The sequence below is a fragment of the Litorimonas sp. genome (assembly GCA_029936425.1).
Lineage (GTDB): Bacteria > Pseudomonadota > Alphaproteobacteria > Caulobacterales > Maricaulaceae > Litorimonas.
Genome location: JAPYSU010000006.1, coordinates 57,065 through 81,141, shown reverse-complemented (window position 1 = coordinate 81,141; position 24,077 = coordinate 57,065). Strand labels below are relative to the sequence as shown.

At 51.8% G+C, this 24,077-nt stretch carries 19 protein-coding genes; 6 read left to right on the top strand and 13 right to left on the bottom strand.

Translation table 11 applies throughout. From position 1 onward, the window contains the following. Window positions 1-49: 49 nt before the first annotated feature. The 8 genes from pheT to ACN0IC_RS07530 all read right to left on the bottom strand — a co-directional run bounded on the left by pheT (window position 50) and on the right by ACN0IC_RS07530 (window position 8,943). On the bottom strand, window positions 50-2,437 hold the full coding sequence (pheT, locus tag ACN0IC_RS07565; protein WP_416878163.1) for a phenylalanine--tRNA ligase subunit beta: 2,388 nt from the start codon (window positions 2,435-2,437) through the stop codon (window positions 50-52). Between the two features lie 61 nt (window positions 2,438-2,498). After that, the gene (locus tag ACN0IC_RS07560; protein WP_416878162.1) at window positions 2,499-2,963 is read right to left on the bottom strand and encodes an endonuclease domain-containing protein; all 465 of its coding nucleotides are present in this window, start codon (window positions 2,961-2,963) and stop codon (window positions 2,499-2,501) included. Between the two features lie 46 nt (window positions 2,964-3,009). Then, window positions 3,010-4,077, bottom strand: a complete 1,068-nt coding sequence (gene pheS / locus ACN0IC_RS07555; protein ID WP_416878161.1) for a phenylalanine--tRNA ligase subunit alpha — start codon at window positions 4,075-4,077, stop codon at window positions 3,010-3,012. A 119-nt stretch (window positions 4,078-4,196) separates the two neighbouring features. After that, a complete protein-coding gene (locus ACN0IC_RS07550; RefSeq protein ID WP_416878160.1) occupies window positions 4,197-5,132 on the bottom strand; it encodes a CheR family methyltransferase in 936 nt (311 codons plus the stop codon). A gap of 2 nt (window positions 5,133-5,134) precedes the next feature. Beyond that, window positions 5,135-5,509 (bottom strand): response regulator, encoded by a 375-nt coding sequence (locus tag ACN0IC_RS07545; protein ID WP_416878159.1) that lies wholly within the window; start codon window positions 5,507-5,509, stop codon window positions 5,135-5,137. Beyond that, complete coding sequence (locus ACN0IC_RS07540; protein ID WP_416878158.1) at window positions 5,506-6,549, bottom strand: hypothetical protein; 1,044 nt, start codon at window positions 6,547-6,549, stop codon at window positions 5,506-5,508. Before ACN0IC_RS07540 ends, ACN0IC_RS07545 begins: the two co-directional genes overlap by 4 nt. A gap of 180 nt (window positions 6,550-6,729) precedes the next feature. After that, window positions 6,730-7,365, bottom strand: a complete 636-nt coding sequence (locus ACN0IC_RS07535) for a histidine phosphotransferase family protein (RefSeq protein ID WP_416878157.1) — start codon at window positions 7,363-7,365, stop codon at window positions 6,730-6,732. A 111-nt stretch (window positions 7,366-7,476) separates the two neighbouring features. Further along, entirely contained in the window at window positions 7,477-8,943 is a 1,467-nt protein-coding gene (locus tag ACN0IC_RS07530; protein WP_416878156.1) for an alanine/glycine:cation symporter family protein, read from the bottom strand. Between the two features lie 195 nt (window positions 8,944-9,138). Here ACN0IC_RS07530 and ACN0IC_RS07525 point away from each other — a divergent pair, with 195 nt between their 5' ends. Then, window positions 9,139-10,332 (top strand): aromatic amino acid transaminase, encoded by a 1,194-nt coding sequence (locus ACN0IC_RS07525; RefSeq protein ID WP_416878155.1) that lies wholly within the window; start codon window positions 9,139-9,141, stop codon window positions 10,330-10,332. Between the two features lie 55 nt (window positions 10,333-10,387). On the opposite strand, the gene phoB is transcribed toward ACN0IC_RS07525, so the two are convergent. From phoB to ACN0IC_RS07510, 3 genes are all read right to left on the bottom strand, one after another. After that, the gene (phoB, locus tag ACN0IC_RS07520; protein WP_416878154.1) at window positions 10,388-11,080 is read right to left on the bottom strand and encodes a phosphate regulon transcriptional regulator PhoB; all 693 of its coding nucleotides are present in this window, start codon (window positions 11,078-11,080) and stop codon (window positions 10,388-10,390) included. Window positions 11,081-11,098: 18 nt separating this feature from the next. Continuing rightward, complete coding sequence (gene phoU, locus ACN0IC_RS07515; RefSeq protein ID WP_416878153.1) at window positions 11,099-11,803, bottom strand: phosphate signaling complex protein PhoU; 705 nt, start codon at window positions 11,801-11,803, stop codon at window positions 11,099-11,101. A gap of 93 nt (window positions 11,804-11,896) precedes the next feature. After that, window positions 11,897-13,261, bottom strand: a complete 1,365-nt coding sequence (locus ACN0IC_RS07510; RefSeq protein ID WP_416878152.1) for a sensor histidine kinase — start codon at window positions 13,259-13,261, stop codon at window positions 11,897-11,899. A gap of 236 nt (window positions 13,262-13,497) precedes the next feature. On the opposite strand from ACN0IC_RS07510, the gene ACN0IC_RS07505 reads away from it, so the two are divergent. From ACN0IC_RS07505 to ACN0IC_RS07485, 5 genes are all read left to right on the top strand, one after another. Then, entirely contained in the window at window positions 13,498-14,955 is a 1,458-nt protein-coding gene (locus tag ACN0IC_RS07505) for an efflux transporter outer membrane subunit (protein ID WP_416878151.1), read from the top strand. Between the two features lie 8 nt (window positions 14,956-14,963). Beyond that, on the top strand, window positions 14,964-16,340 hold the full coding sequence (locus ACN0IC_RS07500) for an efflux RND transporter periplasmic adaptor subunit (protein ID WP_416878150.1): 1,377 nt from the start codon (window positions 14,964-14,966) through the stop codon (window positions 16,338-16,340). Continuing rightward, on the top strand, window positions 16,337-19,546 hold the full coding sequence (locus ACN0IC_RS07495; protein ID WP_416878149.1) for an efflux RND transporter permease subunit: 3,210 nt from the start codon (window positions 16,337-16,339) through the stop codon (window positions 19,544-19,546). The genes ACN0IC_RS07500 and ACN0IC_RS07495 overlap by 4 nt, the downstream gene beginning before the upstream one ends. A 115-nt stretch (window positions 19,547-19,661) precedes the next feature. Next, window positions 19,662-21,743, top strand: a complete 2,082-nt coding sequence (locus tag ACN0IC_RS07490) for a M13 family metallopeptidase (protein ID WP_416878148.1) — start codon at window positions 19,662-19,664, stop codon at window positions 21,741-21,743. Window positions 21,744-21,848: 105 nt separating this feature from the next. Further along, window positions 21,849-22,736: an S-methyl-5'-thioadenosine phosphorylase gene (locus tag ACN0IC_RS07485; RefSeq protein WP_416878147.1), complete on the top strand. Its 888-nt coding sequence runs from the start codon at window positions 21,849-21,851 to the stop codon at window positions 22,734-22,736. Window positions 22,737-22,741: 5 nt separating this feature from the next. Here the strand turns inward: ACN0IC_RS07485 and ACN0IC_RS07480 are convergent, their stop codons facing one another. Together ACN0IC_RS07480 and ACN0IC_RS07475 are read right to left on the bottom strand one after the other, a co-directional pair. Then, a complete protein-coding gene (locus ACN0IC_RS07480; RefSeq protein ID WP_416878146.1) occupies window positions 22,742-22,960 on the bottom strand; it encodes a hypothetical protein in 219 nt (72 codons plus the stop codon). After that, complete coding sequence (locus tag ACN0IC_RS07475; RefSeq protein WP_416878271.1) at window positions 22,957-24,060, bottom strand: PepSY-associated TM helix domain-containing protein; 1,104 nt, start codon at window positions 24,058-24,060, stop codon at window positions 22,957-22,959. The genes ACN0IC_RS07480 and ACN0IC_RS07475 overlap by 4 nt, the downstream gene beginning before the upstream one ends. Between the last annotated feature and the right edge of the window lie 17 nt (window positions 24,061-24,077).

Below are 24,077 nucleotides of genomic sequence, written 5' to 3'. Positions count from 1 at the left end.
AGCGGCCTAGAACGGGTTTAGCAAGGAACGGGTTTAATAAATCGAGGCGCTAGCTCCGTAAACGGCCCCCGACTTTCATCACGCTCTCAATGATTTTGTCACTGACCGCGTCGATTTCCTTATCCGTAAGAGTGGCGTCTGTCGGAGACAAAGTCACCTCTATTGCCAGAGATTTATGGCCGTCTTCAACGCCCTTGCCCTGATAGACATCGAACAAACTTACATTTGTAATGAGCTTTTTATCTGCGCCCTGGGCCGCGCGCAAAATGTCGTTCGACGCAACGGCGTCGGGAACAATGAAAGCAAAGTCCCGGGTGACCGGCATGAAGTCTGAGAGGGTCAGAGCGCCTTTGGATTTCGAGGCGTTTTTCTTGCGTGGGGCAGGAAGGGCTTCGGGCCAGATCTCAAACGCCGCAACGCGGCCATCTACGCCTAAGGCTTTTAACACGCGCGGATGAAGTTCGCCAAAACTGGCGAGTACCTTTTTCGGACCCATACGCAGAGAGCCGGACCGACCTGGATGCCAATACTCGCCCACAGCTTCCATGAGCATGAGGTTGTCTGTCGAGGCGCCCATAGCGTCCAAGGCTTCGATCACGTCTGCTTTGGCGGTCAAAGCCGAAATCTCTTCCGCTCCGGCCCAATCGCGCACGCTTTCGACGCGGCGCATACCGGCAAGTGAAAGACGCTGATCTTTTGGCTCTTGCCCGGCAAAGACGGGGCCAAGCTCGAACAGGGCCGCGCCCGGATAGCCTTTATCGGCATTGCGTTGCCCGGCCAGCAAGAGGTGGATAAGGGCAGAAGGCCGCATGGTGTTCAAATCGGTAGAGATCGGATTGTCCACTCGCAAAGTAGGATTATCTCCGCCGAAAAGCGCCGCGTGTTCGTCCAGCGCAAAGGACCAGGTGACGGATTCGGACAGGCCGCGCAGGCCCAACGCCCGGCGCGCAAGCCGCGTGCGGTTCTGCGTCAGGGTCGCCGTCGGTTCGCGCCGCCCGGGCAGAGGCGGCAGGCTGACGGCCTCCAGATTATGATAGCCGTGAATTCGGGCGATTTCTTCGACCAGATCCGCGCCTTCGGTGCAGTCACGGCGGAAACTCGGCACGGTGACTTTCCAAATTGGGCCGTGTTTGACGGTAAAGCCAAGCTTGGTCAGAATTGTGTTCATTTCCTCATCTGAGAGGCTGAGGCTTGTCAGGCGATTGACCTGCATGGGATCAAATTCGATGGGGTCAGGGTCAGCCGGAATTTCGCCGCCAATCACGATATCGCTGGCTTCGCCGCCGCAGATTTCCAGAACGAGCTGGGTCGCGAGCTCGCAGCCGTCAATCAGTCCGCCCGTATCGACGCCGCGTTCAAACCTGTATTTCGCATCGGAATTGACGCCGAGCCGTTTAGCGGAGCGGCGAATGGTCAGCGGATCGAAGTAAGCGCTTTCAATTAAAATATCTGTCGTGTTTTCATCACAGCTCGAGTCCTCGCCGCCGACGATACCGCCGAGGCCAAGAATGCCGCTCTCATCCGCAATGACGACATCGTCTTCGGTTGCTGTGTAAGTGCGGTCGTCCAGCGCTTCGAATGTCTCGTCTTTGCCGCGGCGCACTATGATAGAGCCGGTCAGCTTGGACATGTCATAGAAATGCAGAGGCCGCGCGCGGTCATAGGTGATGTAATTTGTAATATCGACGAGCGCTGAAATCGGGCGCAGGCCAATGGCTTTTAATTGGTCCTGAAGCCATTTCGGCGAGGGGCTGTTTTTGACGCCGCGAATGTGGCGGCCAACAAAAGCCGGACAGCCCTCCGTATCGTCCACGCGGATTTTCTGATCCGTCTCGAATTTTGGCGGGGTCAGATTTGTCGGCGGGGTAATTAATTTGCCCAGCCCGACCGCGGCCAAATCGCGCGCTATCGAATTCACGCCAAGCCAGTCCGGGCGGTTAGGCGTCACTTCAAAATCAATAACGGGGTCATTCATATTCAGGGCGTCGGCCAGAGGCGTGCCCATTTCGAGGGTCTGCGGCAAATCCATAATGCCGTCATTTTCTTCATCGACTTCAAGCTCTTTGCCGGAACACATCATACCGGAGGATTCAATGCCGCGAATTTTACGGGGTTTTTTATCGAGGCTGAAATCCAGACCCGGAATATAGGCGCCGAGCGGGGCATAGGCGACGGTCATATCGGCGCGCGCATTCGGGGCGCCGCAGACGATTGTCTTCGTGCCGTCCCGGGTCTCCACTGTGCAGACCTTAAGCTTATCCGCGTCGGGATGCTTTTCCGCCGTGAGAACTTTGCCGATAGAAAACTCCGACAGTTTCTCTGCCGGATTTTCAACGTCTTCGACTTCGAGACCGGCCAGCGTCATCGCCTCGACCACTTCGTCAATCGTTGCCTCTGTCTCGAGGTGCTTTTTCAGCCATGAGAGTGTGAATTTCATTATAGTCTCTTATTCCTGTGGGGGTTCACCCCTTCCGTCCGCTGCGCGGCCACCTTCTCCCTCAAGAGGAAGGCATTCTTTGTGTGACTGTATCCGCGATGTGATCCAGTATATTTTCCCAATCTTCATGAAGTTCGGCATTCCAGAATCTTAAAACCTTATAGCCTTCATTTTCTAAAAACTTGTCTCGAATGCCATCTTTTTGGGCATGCTCTATTTCTGCATGATGGTTGCCATCAACTTCGATAACCATTTTGCTTTTATGGCAGGCGAAGTCCACAATATAGGGCCCTAGAACAACCTGACGACGGAAACGACAGCCGAGTGTTTTTTTAAACAGTCGTAATTCTGTCCAGAGCCAGCGCTCGTGTTCGGTTGCATTTCTTCGTAAGTGTTGCGCAATCTTCTTCGATTGCTCCCCCTTGAGGGGGGAGCTGTCACGCAGTGACTGAGGGGGAGGAAAAGGGGCTATGAATTGCGATGGAGCATTTTGACGCCTCACCCCTTCCGGCTGCTTCGCAGCCACCTTCCCCCTCAAGGGGAAGGGATTATAATGTGTTGTGTTGGACAAACTAACTCAACCCCGTCGCGAGGTTAGCTTGTAGGAGGGGGTCGAAGCCGTAATGGCCGAGCCAGCGTGTATCTGCGGCGAACATGTCGCGCAGGTCGGGCATGCCGTATTTTAACATGGCGAGGCGGTCGACGCCCATGCCGAAGGCAAAGCCCTGATATTCTTCGGGATCGAGGTCGCAGGCGCGCAGCACATTCGGGTGCACCATGCCGCAGCCCAGAATTTCCATCCAGCTTTCGCCCCGGCCGATCTTAATGGCTGCGCCGTCGCGTTCGTAGCGTACATCCATTTCAGCTGACGGCTCGGTAAAAGGGAAGTGATGCGGGCGGAACTGCACATCGACATCTGTTTCGAAAAAGGCGCTGACGAAATCCATGAGCACGCCTTTGAGGTGGCCCATATGAATGCCTTTGTCGATGACGAGGCCTTCGACCTGGTGAAACATCGGCGTGTGGGTCTGGTCAGAGTCAGAGCGGTAAGTCCGTCCCGGCGCAATAATGCGAATGGGCGGCTTTTGCGAAATCATCGTGCGGATTTGCACTGGCGAGGTGTGAGTCCGTAAAACCTTTTTTTCTTCATCACCCACAGGAGACATGAAAAATGTGTCGTGAATATCGCGGGCCGGATGGCCGGGCGGGAAATTCAGGGCCGTGAAGTTATGAAAATCGTCTTCAATGTCCGGGCCTTCGGCGACAGAAAATCCCATATCGGAAAAAATGACGGCCATTTCTTCCATGACTTGAGGAACAGGATGGAGCGTGCCTTTGCGGCGCGCAATCGGTAAGGACATATCCAGAGTTTCAGAAGCGAGCGCGGCGTCGAGCGCTTTGTTCTCAAGCTCTGATTTCTTGTCTTCGACCAAAGCGTTGAGATCATTTTTCAGACCGTTCAGCGCCGGGCCCATGACCTTTTTCTCTTCAACGCTCATCTTTCCGAGCTCGCGCATCATCAGCGAAACTTCGCCTTTTTTGCCGAGCGCGGCGACGCGAACGTCGTCCAGTGCCTGAAGATCAGACGCCGCCTCAATCTGGGCGGCAATTTTCGTTTTGACGGAGTCGATATCGGCCATAGTGGCGGGTCTTTCGGCGTAGCTGGCAGGCGGACACCTGTCCGCTTTATGTGAGCGGCGTTTTGACGTTTTGCGCCGCGTCCGTCAACCAAAAGCCTGCGAGAGCTTTCGGTTGAGCCTCAGCCGGTCTTTTTCTTTTGAGGTTTGAGGAATGTCGTTCGGCCATTGGATTTTATTTTAGGCGCTTCCTCCAGAGGGTCGGTATCTTCGACGATTTCCTCGCGTTTACGATAAAGGCAGCTTGTTCCCTCCACGGGATCAAATCCGAAATTGATCTGCTTGAGAGATTCATTGCTGCCCAGCAAAAGATATCCATATGGAAGCACAAGAGAAGAGAGCCCCCTCAAGACGCGCAGCTTTGCCGGGCCGGAGTAATGCGGAAGGGATCCACGAAATAGCACACCATGAAATTTAGGCAGGCTACCGAGGCTGGATAAGAGATGGACATCGCGGAAAGTGACCAATTCTTTCAGGGAATGACCCACAATCCAGTCACTGCTATTGGGTTCAGGTGAGGGTTCAAAATGTTCTATAAGGTCGCGGGCGGCCAGTCCTCTTTGAACCTCGAAATGCGTGTACCGTCCGGCCTTGGCCCGATCCAAAGCAGCAGAAGGATAATCCACCCCGATAATTTCTACGCTCAAGCCGGGAAACTGATCTTTCATTCGCTCAAAGGCCATGGCCATGCCGTAGGCTTCCTGTCCTGCCGCGCAGCCAAAAGACAAGAGCCGGACCTGTCCGCCGCCTCTGACGGCATAAAGATCCGGCAGAATGTTTTCAGAGAAATGCGCAAAACTTTTGGGGTCTTTATTAAAATGAGTGTCCCGCTCCAATAAGGTCGACACGACTTGCACGGCCAATCGAGAGTCCCCGGACCCGAATAATTCATCAACCAGTGAGTCAAGCGAATCGAAGCCTTCTTTCCGGGCCAGAGCCGAAAGCCGCGTTTCGACCAAGAAGGCATGATCCGACCCCAGATTGACGCCGGCGAGTTCCAGAGTCAGCCGTTTCAGGGCCTCATAGTAAGGAGGATTTAAACTCAGCACCCCCGTCATGATTAAATCAATCCGGCGAGTTGAAATTTGGATTCAATAATATCGGAATCAAACGGCTTCATAATATATTCATTGGCCCCGTTCTGGAGAGCTTCGGTGATACGCTCAACACTGCGCTCGGCGGTGCAGAAAATCACGACAGGTTTGTCGCCCTCCGGGAGCTGTCTCAAAGCTTTCAGAAATCCAAACCCGTCCATGACTGGCATTCTCCAGTCCAAGAGTATGGCGTCAGGCATTTCCAGCTTGCAAAGATCCAGGGCCTCTTTGCCATTTTCGGCTTCAGAGGCGTCGAAACTCATATCCTTCAGAATCCGTGTGGCCACGCGTCGGATCATTTTGGAGTCGTCTACGATGAGGCATTTTTTGAAACGTTTCATAAGACAGCTCCCAGGTGAAACGGATCCGCGTCTTCTGCCGGTGTAGACTCCAGCAGAGCTTCAAGCCTGGAGCTGATACCCTCTTCTACCGGCATTTTTTGTGGGGATGGTTTGGCGTCTTTGGCTCCGTCCAAAGCTGAAAATCGCATCGTTAGGGTGAGGTGATCACTTTTGGCGTCATGTTCTATGCTTATTCCCTTGAAGCCGCCCGGGCCGTCCAGAGACGGCTCGCTCATGGGGTCGGCGAGTGTTCTCAGCCTCATCCCGGTGCGGGACGCCGAGATATCAATATGGCTTAAAGATTCTGGCTCTGTCGTCGCCGCGAGGTGGCAGATGAGTTTTACAAGACTGCTTTCTGTTTGAAGTTTGGCTTGCTTGGCCTGAGCTTCGGGAAGGGTCACGCCGGCCATATCATAAGACAGGCTGAGCGTAAGTTTGACCTGACGCGCCGCGGACAAGCCCGTCTGTATAATGTCGCGAATAAAGCTTTCCAGCGCTATACCGGATTTGAAGGGCTTAGTTTCCGTCATTACTTTATTCTTGGCAGGTAAAATTTTTTTCGTTGCAGGCGGCGAACATGGAAATGCCAAAAGTTTCTCTAAGGCTTGTTTTTGAGCGTCATCCGCATAGGGTAGGGCGGACTTGATTGCGTCTTTCGCGCGGCTGAGCCGGGCTGCATCCGAAAAATCGACTGAAATAATATCAGCGCTATCAACATCGTTATCTTCAGAAATTTCGTCCTCAGATAGGCCTTGTCCGAATTGCGCCTCTTCTTCTTCCATTTCGGAAAGTCCGCTTTCGTAAAGCGCGACGACATTGGAAAGTGCGTGAAGTCGTAGCGGGAGGCCGTTTTTATCCTCCAAACTCTGCAGCGCGTCTTGGGCGGCTCTATAGATGGCGCGCGCTCGATTGAGTTTTGCGCCGCTCTGGATGTCAGCCAGAATCCCGGTCATATCTTCCACGCAGCTGTCGTCAGCCCGGTTAAGGGCCTCGTGACAGCCCTGTACGAAAGCGCGGGCCTGTTTTATGCAATCACCCATACGGTCAGATCATCCAAAACGTTTCACCAATTGGTGCTCGCGGATCATCCCCGGCACCTTGAGGGAATCATGACCAAAAAGGGTTAAGACGGCCTAAAGCGGGCTCATAAAATTAGCCGTAACTTCTAAAAAAGGGATGTTTTTCAGTTTGGAGCGTCTGATGACGCCTAGTTGGAAGTCTTAAGAGAAATTTGCCGTGAAGGTGACGCTGTCTTCCTCCGCCACATGACTTAGAGTTCCGCCCAGCTCGCGGGCGATCATGCCCGCGTAAAAGGGCTGAATAGAGCGGCCGTCAAAGCCGTCTTCCGGCGTTTTACCATTAAGCGCTTTTTCTATTTCCGGCTTCAGGCCTGCCTTTCGTCCTGTTGCGACGAGTTTGAGCTGCGTTTCTTCGCCCGAAATCACAACGTCTCCGCCGCGCGGAATCGCGTTCACGGCGATCATGACCATATTCATCAATAGTCTCGCTTTGGACTTTTCGAGACCGTCCACTGAAAGCTGCCAATTCAGAGTGGCTTTGCTATCGGCATACATGTCCATTGTCTTTTTCTGGAGATCCTCAAGCGGAAAGATTCCAGGGGCGGAGCCGGCCGCGCCGAACGCGTCGCGGAGAAAGTTCAGCTTGGCATTGGCCTGCCGCGAGGCATTGCGGATGAGGTCGATGGCGTCGGCGTGCATGTCCGTATTGCTCTCGTCATCCAGAACTTCCAGCCCCGTATTGACCATACCCACCGGGTTGATGAGGTCATGACAGACTCGCGAGCAAAGCAAAGCGGCGAGAGCCGACGGGGTAAGTTTGATGACATTAGCACTCATGGGTCACACTCCGATAATTCTTATATTTTGGTTCTGAGCTGATTTGCCCGTCACGACAAATAAAAAACCCCGGCGCCGGGCCGGGGTTCCGATTTTTAGGTCTGCCAAAGATTAAGGCAGGTCTTCCTGATCGACCAAACCGTCTCTGGCTGTTTTTTCCTTGTCGAAATATTCTTTCGCCAATTTGAAAACAATCGGGGACAGCAGGATGATACCGATGAGGTTTGGCGCGGCCATGAGCCCCGTCAAAGTATCGGCCATCAGCCAGAACAGATTTACGATATTTCCGATCTGATCCTGAAGAGCAATTGCAGCGGCTGACGCAAACACAACAATGATCCAAAGGACGCGGTAAATCGGAATGGATTTTTCGGTGAACAGGAACGCCGAGCAACGCTCGCCGTAATAGCTCCAGCCGAGAATGGTCGTGAAGGCAAAGACCGTCAGGCCGATGGCCACAATATGTCCGCCCCAACCAAACAGGCTGGCGTCAAAGGCCGAGGCCGTCAGTGGCGCGCCCGTATCACATCCTGGAGGCTGCAACCCGGTCATAAGAGTTTGCAGGTTCTCAGGACTGGCAATACATTCGGTCGGAATGACGCCGGACGTCAGGATAACCAATGCCGTGATCGTACAGACAATAAGTGTATCAATAATTGTCCCGAGCATCGCAATGATGCCTTGATTAACCGGATCGTTGTTACGAGCGGCGGCATGAGCAATCGGCGCAGAGCCTTGCCCGGCTTCGTTCGAGAAAATCCCGCGGGCCACACCCTTTTGCATCGCCAGTACTAAAAGTCCTACTGAGATACCTGTCCCGGCCGTTTGCAGGCCAAAGGCGCCGGCAAAAATGCGGCCAAAAGCCTCTGGAATAGCGTCGGCATGAAGGAAGATAACGGTGATACCGGCTAAGAGGTAAAGCCCAGCCATGACCGGCACGACGGAAGAGGCCACAACGCCGATCCGCTTAATCCCTCCAATAATCACAGCCGCCGCGCCGCCAGCGATAAAGACCGCCGTAATCCACGGGCTTAGGCCGTAAGTGCTTCTCAGTGCATCTGCCACAGAGTTGGATTGAATAGAGGCGCCCGTTCCGAGCGCCGCAAAAAAGCCGAAAAAGGCAAAAGTATAGGCGAGCCATTTCCATTTCGGTCCAAGACCATTTTTGATATAATACATGGGTCCGCCCTGACGATTGCCATTTTTGTCAATTTCGCGGTAGCGAACGGCCAGAACGCCTTCGGAGAATTTGGTCGCTGTACCGACAATGGCGGTCATCCACATCCAGAAAACCGCACCGGGGCCGCCAATCGCAATGGCCGCCGCGACGCCCGCAATATTCCCGGTGCCGATGGTGGAAGACAAAGCGGTCATCAGAGCCGCAAAAGGAGAGACGTCTCCTTCATCCTCGTTTCCGGTTCTTTTTTTGAAAAGCTGTTTGAAGGCGTAAGGGATGCGCACCACAGACAGAAGGCGAAGGCCAAAGGTTAAATACAAACCTGTTAAGAGCAACAACCCGAGCATGGGCCAGCCCCAAACCTGTGAATTGACCCAATTCAGAATTTCTTCAAATGCCATATTTACTCCCAGCCCCGTTTTTTGGGGGTCCTTCAAAATTTTTGCGACCATAGGCGAGAGAATTGACCCATGCCAAATGAAAAAGCGTGTTTTCTGGGAGTAAACTGCGCTTTGCACGCTTTAAAAATCCTTGGGCCCTGATATAGCCCTCATGAAAGCCATAATGCCTTAATCTCCAGCAAGCCGGAAAACTATATGTTTGAATATCTCGTACCTCGCGCCCCGGACGCCATTATTGCCCTGATGGAAGCCTGTAAGGCGGATAAAAACCCTGATAAAATTGATTTGGGTGTCGGTGTTTACAAGAATGACGCTGGAGAAACGCGCGTTATGAAGGCCGTCAAAGAGGCTGAGAAACTCTGGTGGAAGGAAGAAACCACCAAAACCTATGTTTCGACTGTGGGGCGCCCCGATTTTCGCCAAGCTATGGTCGAGATGATGTTTGGCGAGAAAAATCCGGTCATTACAGAAAGCCGTATTGCCACAGCGCAGGCCGGCGGCGGCTCTGGTGCTTTGCGTATTGGGGCGGAAATTCTAAAATCTGCCGCGCCGGACATCACGGTGTGGGCCAGCACGCCGACATGGGCCAATCATATTCCGCTTATCAGTTCGGCCGGACTGAAGATGGACTATTATCCTTATTATAACCGCGACACATTGGGCGTCGATTTTCATGACATGCTGGATCATTTGCGGGATAAAGCCAAACCGGGCGATGTCGTCCTTCTTCATGGCTGTTGCCATAACCCGACAGGCGCGGATCTGACGCCCGCGCAATGGGATATACTAGCCGAGTTTCTAAATAACGAATCTCTGATACCGTTTGTCGATCTGGCCTATTTCGGTCTCGGCCAAGGAATGAAGGAAGACGTTTACGGTCTTCGCAAAATATTGGAGATTTGTCCGGAAGCTCTGGTGGCGGCGAGCTGCTCCAAAAATTTCGGGCTTTACCGCGAAAGAGTCGGCTTGATTGTCGTCGTTGCCAAAGATGCGGAAACCGCCAAAATTGCGCAGAGTCAGCTCGGCTCAATTCAGCGTAAAATTATTTCCATGCCGCCAGATCACGGCGCGGCTCTGGTGGCGCGTATTCTTGGAGACAAGTCTCTGCGCAAGATGTGGATCGACGAGCTGGATGAAATGCGCACCCGCATGATTGATTTACGGCGTCAGCTCTCGGAGGCTCTGTCCGTCCAAGGCGCCGAAACCATGGCGGCAGCCGTTAAAAACCAGAACGGGATGTTTTCAACCTTGCCGGTTTCTGTGGAACAGGCCGAATCACTGCGCGAGAAATATTCGATTTACATGACGAATTCCGGACGGATAAATATTGCCGGAGCCAATAAGGACAATATTCCGAGACTGGCAGAGGCCATTTTGGATGTAATGTAAAGCCGGAAGATATAGTTTGCAAAAAGGCTGCAGTGAGGCAGCCTTTTTATTGATTTTAAGCCAGTTTTGGCTCGAACGCATATCCGGCGGATCGAACGGTACGGATTGGGTCGGGTTTTTTTGGCGCGCCGAGGGCTTTTCTCAAGCGGCCGATATGGACATCCACGGTGCGGGCTTCGACGTAAACATCGCGGCCCCAAACGGCATCAAGAAGTTGCTCACGTGAGAAAACACGCCCGGGATTTTTAATGAAATGTTCCAAAAGCCGAAATTCTGTCGGCCCCAAATGTATTGTATTGTCTCCGCGTTTAACGCGAAAGGCCTGCATATCCACTTCGATGTCGCCTTGGGTAATAATATCCTGCAATAAGGAAGGCTTCGCGCGTCGCAGCAAAGAGCGCGTGCGGGCAAAAAGCTCCGGCATAGAGAAGGGTTTCACTAGATAATCATCTGCCCCGTAATCCAGGCCCGTGACTTTATCGGTTTCATCTCCCCGTGCGGTCAGCATAATAATGGGTGTACTTACAGTTTCCTTGCGGCGACGAAGGCGACGGCAAACCTCAACGCCGGAGAGTTTTGGAAGCATCCAGTCCAGCAAAATTAAATCCGGAGAGCGTTCTTCTGCTATTAAGAGAGCTTCCTCGCCGTCCTCGGCAATCGCCGTCTCATATCCTTCTTTGGAAAAGTTATATTCGAGAAGCGTTGAGAGAGCATCTTCGTCTTCGACAATCAGGACAAAAGGTTTCATAAAGATGGGTCAGGGAAATTACTTTCCCCCCTTTCTGGCTTTAATAACACGTGAGTCTGAAATCAGTTGAGAGCCGTTCACGGTAAAATAAATGGCTTCACAGATGTTTATGGCGTGATCGCCGATCCGCTCGAGATTTTTCGCGACAAATAAGAGCGAGGCGCAAGCGGAAATCGTGCGCGGGTCGCCCATCATATATGTCAGCAATTCCCGAAAGATGGAATTATACATTTCGTCGATATCTTCATCGGCCAGCCAAACCTGTACGGCCAGGTCGGCGTCTTCACGGAGTAGCGCGTCGAGGGCCTGAGAAAGTTGAGCTTTGACCATTTTGCCCATACGCGCCACGCCTTTGGCATGGCTGATGCGGTCAACTTCGTTCAGGGATAAGGTGCGTTTGGCAACGCCTTCGGATAAATCACCCACGCGTTCCAGATCATTGGCCACACGAACAGCGCCGATGACGCGCCGAAGGTCGGAGGCCATGGGGTGGCGCAAAGCCATAATCCGCATGGAATTTTCGTCGACTTCTCGTTGAAGTCGATTGACTTTGCTGTCTTGCTTGATGACGGCCTCGGCCAGCTCATTGTCACGCTTATTGAGTGAGCGAATGACATCTGAGAGCATAGTCTCAGTCAGGCTGCCCATTTCGGAAATTTGCGCATTCAGCGCATTAAGATCCGCATCATATCCGCTAACGATGTGGTCGGCTAAAGCTGACATTTCATTTCTCCTGCGAGTTCGCTCTATGTCGCTTTTGTAGCAGATTTATGACGCCGTGGCGACATGTCTGTGACAAAGCCGGTTTCCCGGCTTTTAAGCGTTTTCTGCTGTGGCTTTTTTCTCTGCGGAGACGTCTATATGCGGAAAGACGACGGTGAACTCTGTCCCCTTTCCGAGCGCGCTGCGTATATATAATCCCGCACGGTGCCGGATGACGATATGTTTGACAATGGCCAGGCCCAAGCCTGTTCCCTTTTCCTTGGAGGACAAGTCCCCCGCAATGCGGTAAAAACGTTCCCCTATTCTAGGCAAATGCTCCCGGGAAAAACCGGGACCCCGATCTCTGATCTGAACTTGCCAAGCCCCTTTGGACTGGATGGGTCTGGTCATTTCTGCGATGCGGCGGCTGGGCCGGGAAGCGGCCAGTTTGCTATCTCGAAAGGCCAGAGCAGAAGACCAATCGGGGACGGATTGAAGTTTGATTTTAACTGATTTCCCGGCAGGGGTGAATTTAACGGCATTATCAATCAAATTCAGAAAAAGCTGTACGGATTCATCGGAATTTGCCCTTGTGCGCGCCGGGCCAGAGCTTTTGAAAGTCAGAGTTACGCCGCGTTTATCCGCGAGAGGTTTGACCGCTTCCATGGCCGCTTTGATAGACTGGTTGAGATCAGCTGTCTCTTCCGGAGCTATATGCTCCGTCTGCTCGATTTTACGTAGCGAAAGCAAATCATCAATGAGACGGATCATACGTTCGGCCTGTGATTGCATAATGCCCAGGAATTTTTCTTGCGCGGCCGGATCGTCTTTTGCGTGATGCCTAAGCGTTTCAATATAGCCCATGAGAGAGGCAATAGGTGTTTTGAGTTCATGAGAGGCATTGGCCAGAAAATCCGCTTTTTGGATCTGGCTGAGACGATCTTCGGTTACATCGTAAAAAACAGCCATAAGGAAAGTCTGGCCGTTACTAGGGCGGATGAGGCTGGCTTTCGTCAATTTAACCCGAAGATAGCGCTCATTCGGCGTCAGCTTGTGAATCTCGATAGCGTCGGTTGAATAACCTGCCTGTGCTTTTGTGAGGGCTTGCGAGATGGCGGTGCCTCTGAGATAGCTGGTGAGAGGCAATCCGAACTTGTCTATGGTGGCCAGATCCTGCGCCCGTTCATTTGCGTGAACAACCCGCCGATCGCTGTCGATCAGGGCGCAGGCGACAGGTAGCGCATCTATAACTGTCACCCAGCTGTCAATATGGCGTTGAGCCCGGCGGGCCTGTCCATAAATACTTTCGGCGCGCTCAACACGCATTTTGCTTAATCGGTACAGGCCGTAAGCCAGGCCAGTAAAGACAAGAATTAATATGAAAGTTGTTGAAGCCGGGGCATTGATTAAAGCGCCCAAAATCAAAAGCATTATAATGCCAAGACAGGCGAGAAGGCCGTATTCTGGGTATGACGTCATCCAATAAGAGTCCGTAAATCGATCCTGGTCAAGCCAGCCACCTTTAATCAGTTTCTGCTCTTTGCATCAATTGTGACGAATTTGTAGTCTAAAATCAAAGCCTTGCTGATTGCGGAATTTATTTTTGCCCGCTAAAGCGCAATAAATGACAATTAACCGCATATAATTATTGTTTTTCGATAAAATTTCATTGACTTTCGACATGCTATTCGCCAATGACGGCGGGAGGAGTTATTATGTCGTCAATTAGAGTGAGTTCAAATATGAGCGTCTGGTCCCGGACTTTAATGTTGAGCGCGGCTGTGCTGTCTTTGTCTGCTTGTCAGACACTGCAAGGCCTTGGGCCTGACGCGACAATCGTTGAGGCAAAATCAGCAGTGCCAGTTCAGCCGGATTGGGTTGAACCTGCTCCAGACGCCCTTCCAAACGCGGATTGGGTCGCCAGTTTTCAAAACCAGTCTTTGGTCGACTTGGTGGACGAGGCCCTGGCAGAAAATCCGACTATTGGACGTAATCTGGCTCAGTTGGATGTTGTGTTGTCACGGGTGCGAACAAGTCGGGCTGACCTTTTCCCGACGCTCGGCCTTAGCTCCACAGTGTCCCGGAGCGAAGGCGGCACCGGATTTTTGGCGGGGCAGACGAGTTATGAGTTGGGCCTGAATGCGAGCTGGGAAGCTGACCTGTTTGGCCGCATCAGAGATCAGGTCGGATCAGCAGAAGCGGCCGCCGCCGCAAGTTCTGCAGATTTGGCTGCGATACGGGTATCAATTGCAGGACAAGTGTCTCAGCTTTGGTTTAATATTATCGAGAGTAATCTGCTCGTGGATTTGTCCGATCGGGAGATCGAGACTCAGAAGCGGGCGCAACGGCTTACTTTGAGACGGTTTGAAAGCGGTATTACTGGCTCTTCCGATGTGCGCTTGGCGCGATCCGCTGTGGCCAATGCAGAGGCTTTACAAGCAACGCGATTACAAAACCGGGACGCGCAAATTAGAAATCTAAAAATATTATTGCGGGACTACCCTGATACTCAATTAACAGTGCCTGAAAATCTCCCGCTCCTACCTGTACTGCAGGGCCTTGCCGACCCAAACTATCTTTTAAATCGTCGTCCCGATATTCTGGCCGCAGAGCGCCGTATCGCGCAGGCCGGTCTGGATGTCGATGTGGCCAAAAAAGCGTTATATCCAAGTTTAAGTCTCTCCGGAGGCGCGTCGGAGCAAGCGTTGAACCTGGCGGATACGTTTGATTTTGCGGAGATTGCGTTTCGCCTGACCGCCCAGTTGACTGCACCAATTTTTCAAGGCGGACGTTTAAGAGCGCAAATTGATGGACAGGAAGCGCAGCTCCGATCTCAGATTGAAACTTATGTCGAAACTGTATTGCAAGCTTACAGCGAAGTTGAAAACGCGATAGATGCTGAACAGCGATTAGGCGAACGTGAAGCTGCCTTGCGTATATCTGTAGAAGAAGCGCAAAAAGCCGAAGAAAGGCTTGAATCGCGATATATTGAGGGGTTGGCGACGATTTTGCAGTTATTAGATGCTCAATCACGCCGTTTGTCGGCTGAAGGACAATTAATCAGTGCGCGAACCGAACGGTTAAACAATCGCGTTCGTATGCATGTGGCTATGGGCGGTGGTCTTTATGGGTCAGAGGCCGCCTTCATCCAAACAGCCCAAAACGAGAATTAGGATAAAAAATGACACAGCCACAGACTGTCGGGGCGACCGAGCAAAACGAAAAATATCCAAAATTTCGGGCTTTTGTCTTTTCTCTTTTGGTGCTGGTTGGTCTTGCGGTCGCGACCGTTATCTGGATCAAAGCAACTTCGAAACCTGAAGAAAAAGAACGTACTTTTAATAGTCTGGCCGTAATGGGCGCGCGGGCCTATGAGCAAGATGTTACGCTGCGGGTTCAGACGCAGGGCGAAGTGCAGCCTCTGACGGAAATTGATTTAGTCCCCGAAGTTGGGGGTAAAATAGTGTATGTCTCCCCCAATTTTATTGAAGGCGGGTTTTTCAAAAAGGGCGAAACGCTTGTTCGTATTGACGATAGTAACTTCAAGATTTCTAAAATTCGCGCTCAAGCCACCATCGCCCAAGCCGAGCAAATATTAGCTCGTGAAATTGCAGAGGGCGAAATTGCCAAAAGCGATTTCGAGGATTTGGGCCGAGGAGAACCAAGTGCTCTCGCCCTGCGAATCCCACAGCGCCAAGAAGCGGAAGCTTCGTTACTGGCTGCAGAAGCGGATTTGGAATCGGCTGAATTGCAATTAAGTCGAACAAACGTTCGCGCTCCCTTTGACGGGCGTGTCCGAACTAAGTCATCTGATATAGGACAATTCGTGTCTCCCGGATCACCGCTAGGGCGTATTTTCTCAACTAATATTGTGCAAGTCCGCTTGCCCCTAACCGATGCGGATCTGTCCAAAGTTGATTTGCCTATCGCCTATAATGCGGAAAGCCGAGAAACAGCTCCGAAAGTGATATTGAGTACAAATATTGCTGGTACGCGTCAGGAATGGACAGGCTATATCATGAGGACGGACTCGACATATGACACTCAGTCTCGCGCCCTTTTTGCAATTGTAGAGGTCTTTGATCCCTATGGGGAAGGAGCCTCACAAAATGGCGTTCCGCTTGCACCGGGTCTATTTGTCGACGCTATGATTGAAGGTAAAAAACTTGAAAATGTGATTGTGCTCTCGCGCGATGGCTTGCGCCCGCAAAACGAAGTTTATGTCGTAGATGACAAAGGCAATGCCGAAGTGCGTAATGCCACGGTGGCCGATAGCGATGCCACGCGCGCCGTTATTACATCCGGAGTTGAACCCGGCGAATTGGTTGTGGTGTCTCCGTTAGAGCGCTCTCGGATTGCGACGCCTTTGAAAGTATTGGACATTAATGATCCTCAAACCGTTATCGTGGATCCACCCCGCCCGGATTGGATGAATAAAAAAGACGAATCCGACAAAGACTCTGAAGAGGATTCCGACACACAAGAGCGTGAGAAGACGGCAGGCGGGAAATCTGATAAGTCGGCCTCGACATCAGAGAGTTCTGGAGGATCAGAATGAGAAACTTAGTCGCCTGGTTTGTTCGCAACCCTGTTGCGGCAAACCTCATGATGGTCGTCATGTTCGCCGCTGGCGCTTACGGTTATTTTTCGCTGGAACGCGAATTTATTCCTCAAACGACGGTCAATGGAATGACCGTCAGTGTGTCCTGGCCTGGCGCTAGCCCGCGCGATGTTGAGCAGCAACTTGTCACCCGTCTGGAAGAAGCGATCGATGGCTTGGACGGAATCGACTATATGGAAAGCACGGCAAGTGAAGGCAGCGGCAGCATTAATGTACGCACCAAGCTCAATATTGATTATGAAAAAATGCTCGACCAGGTCAAAGGCCGGGTGGATGCGGTGCAAAATCTTCCTCCAGATTCATTCAGACCTCAAATTTTCAGGTGGGACGCTCGCGCCGATATCATGTATCTCGTTCTGTACGGGGACGTGGATCGCCTGACCTTGCAGAGGGAGGCGACGGATCTTCGGCAGGAATTGACCAAACTGCCGGGCCTACAATTGACAGAGCAAGTCTCCAAAATTCCTGAACAGGTTACGATCGAGGTCTCGGAAGACGCTCTCTTGCGTTATAACTTAACTTTCTCACAAGTGGCTCAATCTATTTCGGGGTCATCCGTAAATCTTTCCGCCGGGACTGTGGAGACCACTGGAGGTAATTTACAGCTTCGCGCGCGCAGTCTGGCAAATACCCAAACAGAGTTTGAAAATATTATTGTACGCCAGACTAATCAGGGCGGCACAGTTCGCGTCCGCGATATCGCCAATGTTATTGACGGGTTTGAAGACCAAAAATTTGACGCTCGGTTCAAGGGGCAGCCCACATCAATTTTTCGGGTTTCATCTCCGGATACTATGGACATTTCGGAGTCCGGCGAAGCTATTCGTCAGTTTGAAAAAGATATTGCCGACAAGCTTCCGCCGAATTTGAACTTCGAGATTCATTTTGATGGCTCCACCATGTTTGACAGCCGGATGAGTCTGATTGGCAGTAATGCGATTTCAGGGATGATTCTTGTTTTGATCGTGCTGATGTTATTCCTACGGCCAGCAGTGGCGCTGTGGGTGACAGTTGGCATTGCGGCGGCCTTTGCAGGCGCGATCGCGATTGCACCGTTTCTTGGTATCACTCTAAATATGATTAGCCTGTTTGCTTTCCTCTTGGTGATTGGGATTGTGGTGGATGACGCGATTGTGGTCGGGGAATCGGTTCATTTCCACGTAGAAAATGGTATTTCGGGTCAACGCGGAGCAATTGCCGGGGCCAATATGGTCATCAAGCCGGTTTTCTTTGCAGTTATTACGACCATTTTGATGTTCGTCCCCTTCATGTTGTTCACCGGGCCTATTCGCGCCATTACGGCGCAGATCAGTCTGGTCGTTATTGCCGTTCTGGCGTTTTCTCTTATCGAAGCCTTTTTTGTTCTTCCGGCCCATTTGCGGCATCTGAAACATGTTGAACCGAGCCAAAACCGCCTTCTTAGATTCCAAACAAAAGTGGCGGACAGCCTCAATACGTTTGCGGTAAAAATCTTCCGTCCTCTCGTCGCAACGCTCATTCATTGGCGTTATGTCACCGTCTCTGCATTTATCGGATTATTCGGCATGGCCATGGCTTTATTGATGTCGGGTGTGGCGCCGGCGGCGTTCTTGCCGGAAGTCGAAGCCGATATGATCCAATTCTCTGCGCGTTTCCCGGAAGGCACAACGTTTAAACGCCTTAATCAAGTGCGTGATCAGCTTGATAGCGGAATTGCCGAATTAAACGAAAACACTCAGAGTGATTTCGAAATTGATTGGGATTTGATTACGCGCCCAGCCACCATTGCTGAAGGCAACCGCGTTGAAGGCTATCTTGGATTGAATTCAGAAAGACCCGGCGTTTCGACTAAGATGATCGCCGATAAACTTGAGCAATATGTCGGTCCCATTCCGGACGCCTACCGCGTTAATTACGGCACAACCGAAGGCGGCGGAAATGGCGGCGGCGGACTTTATTACGGCGTTGCCTCAGCAGATGCTGACGCGTTGGAAGTGGCGATTAAAGAAATAAAAGAACAAATAGAAAGCTATGCTCAAGTCCCAAGAGCCTGGGACGGTCTGGAAAGTTCGGCGCGCGAAATTCAGTTTACTCTGAAACCGGGCGCTGAAACACTTGGCATCACCCTACAGGATGTGACCCGCCAGGTTCGGGAAGCCTTTTTTGGACGCGAAGTTCAGCGCCTTCCGCGAAACGGCGAAGATGTTCGTGTCATGGTGCGTTACCCCGAAGCCGCGCGCGAAAGCATTGATAGCCTCAAGTCATTACGTATTCGCGCGGCGGACGGCGTGGAAGTCCCGCTTTTCTCTGTCGCTGATGTGACTTTTGCCGATGGGATCGGACGCATTCAGCGTCGTGACCGAAAGCAGGTGACGTATACCGGCGGTCGGGTTCGCGGCGAGCAGACGGAAGTCGCTGAGATCAAAGCCGATATGAACGAGAACTTTTTCCCACAATGGGAGCTTCGAAATCCTCGCGTCACGCGGATTAATGTTGGCGATGATGAAGTTCAGGCCAACCTCGTGAGAGAGCTCAAGACGTCCGGAATAGTTATTCTCTTTTCGATGTATATTCTGTTGGCAATCGCCTTCCGCTCCTATGCGCAGCCGCTCCTGATTATGGTCGCTCTGCCTTTCGCGCTGGTCGGTATGATTTTCGGAAATATCATCACTGGCGTTCCTTTTGGAATGTTCTCTCTCTTTGGGTTGTTCGCGGCCGGGGGCGTTGCCGTCAATGATAACCTCGTTCTGATTGACTACGTTAATCGGTTGAGGGCCAAAGGCGTGGGCGCTTATCAAGCCATGCTCGATGCCTGCGTGGCGCGTTTCCGTCCAATCCTGCTGACCTCCGTGACGACCTTTGTCGGGATTACGCCCATTTTGTTTGAAACTTCTAGTCAGGCGGAATTCCTCAAACCTATGGTTGTGGCGCTTGCCTTCGGTGTGTTGTTCGATTTCTTCCTCACTTTGATGTTAGTGCCGGCCATGTACGGCATTGGCGTTGACATTACGCGGACGTTCCGAGGTCTATGGCGCGGGGAAAAACAGCCTGGACTGGGCGCTAATTATGATCCCGATATGATTCTGGCCTTGGAGGATATGGAAATCGTAGAAGGACCCTCCAAGCCTTCTTCCGGTAGCGGCGTTCCAGCCCCGGCCGAATAGGTATTTTGCTGGAACAAGTTGCAAAACGGGGAGGGAAGCCCCAATTAAAGGCCAATACAAAAATTTAATCCGATAAACGGGTTAGTCATAAAAATAGAAAATGAGGACGACAATAATGAAATCTTTGAAACTGATTATTCCAAGCCTGATGGTGATTGGTCTTGTGGCCTGTGGTGGCAATTCAGATGAAGCGCCGTCTGAGGAAACCCAGACTGACGTCACGCAGACCATGCCGACCACGCCCAAACTCGGCGAATTTGGTATTGCGATGGAATATGTCGATGAATCTGTCGACCCTGGCGACAATTTTTTTGAATATGTGAATGGGAAATGGCTGGAGCAAACAGAAATTCCTGCTGATCGCTCCTCTTATGGCAGCTTCAATATTCTTCGGGATGAATCCCAGGCGGATGTTCGCGCAATCATTGAAGAAGCCGCCTCACAAGAGGCTGAGTTGGGTTCAAACGAACAGAAAATCGGCGATTTCTACGCAGCGTTTATGGATACTGACGCCATAGAAGCAGCTGGTCTGGAGCCTATTCAAGCCGATATTGACCGTATCCAAAGTGTTGAAGACAAAGCGGGTGTTGCAGCTCTGATGGGCGACCCGGCCATGGGAATTCGCGCGCCAATGGTGCCTTATGTCGGAGTCGATCTCAAAGATCCGACAGCTTATATCGTTTATATGACTCAATCCGGCTTGGGCCTTCCCAACCGGGATTACTATTTTGATGAAGGCGAGAAGTCTGACGCTGTTCGCGCGGGTTATGTCGAATATCTTACGACTTTGATGACCGAACTCGGCATGGAAAATCCAGCAGAGCGCGCTCAAAATGTCTATGAGTTTGAGAAAACTTTGGCCGAACCTCAATGGAAGCCTGAAAAGCGACGTGACCGTAGTCTGACTTATAATAAAATGACTCTCGAAGAGCTGAAAGCCTATGCAGAAGGTTTTCCTTTTGATCCCATGCTGGAAGCAGCAGGTCTGTCAGACCAAACCGAATTCGTTATCCGTGAAAAAGATGCCTTTGAAGGCATGGCGAAAGCGTTCGCCGAAGCGGATCTGGATGTGTTGAAAGATTACATGGCTGCGGGCTATGTGAGCCGTAAAGCCGCCTATCTTCCCAAGCGCATTGATGACGCCAATTTTGCCTTTTATGGAACAGCCTTGCGCGGGACTCCTGAGCAACAAGCTCGATGGAAGCGCGCCGTGGATCAGATTGATGGCTCCATGGGCGAAGTTGTCGGCAAGGTCTATGTTGAGAAACATTTTCCGGAAGAGTCCAAAGAAAAAATGGACGCTTTGATCGAGAACCTTCGTGCAGCCTTTAAAGAAGGCATCGATAACCTTGACTGGATGGGCGAAGAAACCAAGGTTCAAGCCCAGGATAAACTCGCCAAGTTTAATCCCAAAATCGGCTACCCTGATGTCTGGACGGATTATTCTGACCTTCAGGTGGACCGGAATGACCTTATCGGAACGGTTAAATCTGCAAATGCATGGGAATGGAAACAGGACATTGATAAGCTTGGCGGGCCTATCGACCGCGATGAGTGGGGCATGAATCCACAAACCGTAAATGCCTATTATAATGCCTCGCTAAACGAAATTGTTTTCCCAGCGGCTATTTTGCAAGCCCCTTTCTTTGATCCGAATGCAGACCCTGCCGTGAATTATGGCGGTATCGGCGCGGTTATCGGTCATGAAATGGGTCACGGTTTTGATGATCAAGGCCGCAAGACGGATGGGAATGGCCTTCAACGCGACTGGTGGACCGAGGAAGACGGCGAAGCCTTCTCCGAAAGGGCCAAAGCACTCGTGGCTCAATATGATGAGTTTGAACCCCTTCCCGGTGAGAACGTCAATGGCCAGCTTTCTCTCGGTGAAAACATCGGCGATTTGACGGGCGTAAATATGGCCTATCAGGCTTATAAGAAGTCTCTTAACGGCGAAGAAGCTCCCGTCATTAATGGCTTAACCGGCGACCAGCGCTTCTTCATGGCCTGGGCTCAGATTTGGCAAATAAAATTCCGTGAGGATGCCATGCTGACACAGTTGAAAAATGGGCCACATAGCCCGGGTGAGTATCGAACCAACGGTATCGTCCGAAATGTTGATGCCTGGTATGACGCTTTCAATGTGACTCCGGAAGATGATCTATATCTTCCGCCGGAAGAACGCGTTGAAATCTGGTAACCAAAGGATACAAAATCTCACAAACCCGCCATCTGGCGGGTTTTTTTATGGGAGTAGCTTGAGCAAAGCGATGGTCTCTGCCATGGCAGTTTTATGGAGAAGAATATGAGCAAAGACTGGGTAATTGGCATTTTGGGCGGGTCAGGCCTGTACGATATTGACGGGCTGGATAACCGGGAGTGGGTCGAAATAGAGACGCCCTGGGGCAAGCCGTCAGATCAGATTTTATTCGCGGAGCTGGACGGCATTAAGCTTCGTTTCTTGCCGCGTCATGGCCGCGCCCATGCTCTGTCCCCCTCCGACGTTAATTACCGCGCCAATATCGATGCGCTGAAACGCGCCGGGTGCACGGATATTTTGTCGCTCTCAGCAGTTGGCTCTTTGCAGGAGCAGTTCCCGCCAGGCGATTTTGTGGTGGTCGATCAATTTATTGACCGCACGTTCAAGCGGGAAAAATCCTTTTTCGGAGAGGGGTGCGTGGCCCATGTCAGCCTGGCCGACCCGGTTTGCGCGCGCCTCGCAGAACTGGCGGCCAACGCCGCCGAGGCGGCGGGCGCAAACGTGCATCGCGGCGGAAACTATCTCGCCATCGAAGGCCCGCAATTTTCCACGCGTGCAGAGAGCCAGCTTTATCGTCAGTGGGGCTGTGATATCATCGGCATGACAAATATGCCCGAAGCCAAGCTCGCCCGCGAGGCCGAACTTCCATATGCCACAATTGGCATGGTGACGGATTATGACTGTTGGCACGACGTCCACGGAAATGTGGATGTTGCGGCGGTCATACAAGTGCTGTTGAAAAACGCCGATAAAGCGCGCGAAACAGTACGAATTCTGGTCAATTCTCTTGCAGGAACCGAAAGAGAAAACGGACCTCAAGGAATAGAAACCAATCTGGATGTGGCGCTCATTACCTCTCCTGAAAATCGGGACTCGAAATTATTGGCAAAGCTGGACGCCGTCGCCGGACGAGCTCTGAAGGGGAAGCATTAGCAAATTCATCTCTTTAGATACCGCGCCCAGAGGAGGGTCACCAGACTTGTGCTTAGGGCTAACCCGGCCACGATATCGACCCAGCCTGTTTCCAAAAGGGCTAAAATGAGCCCGAATAATCCAAAAACGAACAAGGCGAGAGGGATTACAAATATCTGAACGAGCGTTTTCCGCGGTCGTCTTTTGAGAGATGGGTAGATTTTAGGCGAGAGAGGATGACTCATGGTACAACCACTTTCCGCCCGCCCCGACTAAGCCATAAATAAAGTCCCGATACGAGAACGATGATTGTCAGGACATCCAATATGGCCCAGAGAATTTTCAGGAAAAGCCCGCCGTAATCTCCGAAATGAAGGGGGCGGGAAAGGGAAAGCGCTTTGGAATACCAAGGCATTTCTCGCAATCCAACAAAATCGCCGCTCACCGCATCCACAAGGACGGGCGTAATCAAATGCTCTGTTAAGGGCGTATTCCCGTGAAGAAATATCGCGTAATGGGAGTTCGTCGAATAAGAGCTTCCAGGAAAAGCGACGAATTGGAGGATTTTATCCGGGCTTGTCGCGACGGCTTGTTTCACGGCCGCATCGAGAGAGGCTTGCGCCGCTACGACTTCTCCGGTCTGATGGGCGGCGATAAGATCTTTCAAATCATTGGCTTTCCATGTCTCGACAATTGGCTCTTCAAGCGTATTAATTATGCCGGTGATGCCGACAACCAAAACCCAGGCGACCGTGACCACGCCCAAAAGATTGTGATAATCGAGCCATTTTAGCCGGGTTGATTGTTTTGTTCTGACAGTTCCAAAATCCAGTTTTCGCATAAATGGCGCGTAGAGGACGACGCCGGACACAACCGCTAAGACAAATAAAAACCCCATAAACCCGAGGAACAACATGCCTGGCAGGCCAAGGAACATGTCGGTATGAAGCTGTAAAATGAAGTCCATGATTTTTCCGCCTTTATCGGCCGGCGGGACCAAATCTCCACTGGTCGCATCGAAGGAATTGAATAGAAATTGAGACCCGGCAATATCCGGATCAGCTTCGGTTGTGACATTCACGACCGGGCGATCCGTATCAAAACTCATAAAGAGCGGCCGAGCGCCATCTGCCTCGATCAAGGCTGTTTTCAGAATATCGTCCAGACTTAGGAGCTCACCGCCGGGATTAGCAGGCTGCCAGTCCGGCGGGTTGAGCGCGCTATCAATTTCGGCATGAAATATCAGCGGGAGTCCCGTCAGACACAGCATCAGCAGGAACAGCGTGCAAACCAAGCTGCTCCATTTGTGAATCCAGCTCCATGTCCTGACTGTAGACGTTTTTATACCATTGCGGTTTTTGA

Excerpts from the sequence above, each read along its gene's own strand:
- ACN0IC_RS07480 (WP_416878146.1), bottom strand. The coding sequence starts at position 22,960 with ATGAGTCATCCTCTCTCGCCTAAAATCTACCCATCTCTCAAAAGACGA.
- phoU (WP_416878153.1), bottom strand. The coding sequence starts at position 11,803 with ATGTCAGCTTTAGCCGACCACATCGTTAGCGGATATGATGCGGATCTT.
- ACN0IC_RS07545 (WP_416878159.1), bottom strand. The coding sequence starts at position 5,509 with ATGAAACGTTTCAAAAAATGCCTCATCGTAGACGACTCCAAAATGATC.
- ACN0IC_RS07510 (WP_416878152.1), bottom strand. The coding sequence starts at position 13,261 with ATGACGTCATACCCAGAATACGGCCTTCTCGCCTGTCTTGGCATTATA.
- pheT (WP_416878163.1), bottom strand. The coding sequence starts at position 2,437 with ATGAAATTCACACTCTCATGGCTGAAAAAGCACCTCGAGACAGAGGCA.
- phoB (WP_416878154.1), bottom strand. The coding sequence starts at position 11,080 with ATGAAACCTTTTGTCCTGATTGTCGAAGACGAAGATGCTCTCTCAACG.
- ACN0IC_RS07550 (WP_416878160.1), bottom strand. The coding sequence starts at position 5,132 with ATGACGGGGGTGCTGAGTTTAAATCCTCCTTACTATGAGGCCCTGAAA.
- ACN0IC_RS07485 (WP_416878147.1), top strand. The coding sequence starts at position 21,849 with ATGAGCAAAGACTGGGTAATTGGCATTTTGGGCGGGTCAGGCCTGTAC.
- ACN0IC_RS07525 (WP_416878155.1), top strand. The coding sequence starts at position 9,139 with ATGTTTGAATATCTCGTACCTCGCGCCCCGGACGCCATTATTGCCCTG.
- ACN0IC_RS07490 (WP_416878148.1), top strand. The coding sequence starts at position 19,662 with ATGAAATCTTTGAAACTGATTATTCCAAGCCTGATGGTGATTGGTCTT.
- ACN0IC_RS07535 (WP_416878157.1), bottom strand. The coding sequence starts at position 7,365 with ATGAGTGCTAATGTCATCAAACTTACCCCGTCGGCTCTCGCCGCTTTG.
- ACN0IC_RS07505 (WP_416878151.1), top strand. The coding sequence starts at position 13,498 with ATGTCGTCAATTAGAGTGAGTTCAAATATGAGCGTCTGGTCCCGGACT.
- ACN0IC_RS07530 (WP_416878156.1), bottom strand. The coding sequence starts at position 8,943 with ATGGCATTTGAAGAAATTCTGAATTGGGTCAATTCACAGGTTTGGGGC.
- pheS (WP_416878161.1), bottom strand. The coding sequence starts at position 4,077 with ATGGCCGATATCGACTCCGTCAAAACGAAAATTGCCGCCCAGATTGAG.
- ACN0IC_RS07500 (WP_416878150.1), top strand. The coding sequence starts at position 14,964 with ATGACACAGCCACAGACTGTCGGGGCGACCGAGCAAAACGAAAAATAT.
- ACN0IC_RS07495 (WP_416878149.1), top strand. The coding sequence starts at position 16,337 with ATGAGAAACTTAGTCGCCTGGTTTGTTCGCAACCCTGTTGCGGCAAAC.
- ACN0IC_RS07540 (WP_416878158.1), bottom strand. The coding sequence starts at position 6,549 with ATGGGTGATTGCATAAAACAGGCCCGCGCTTTCGTACAGGGCTGTCAC.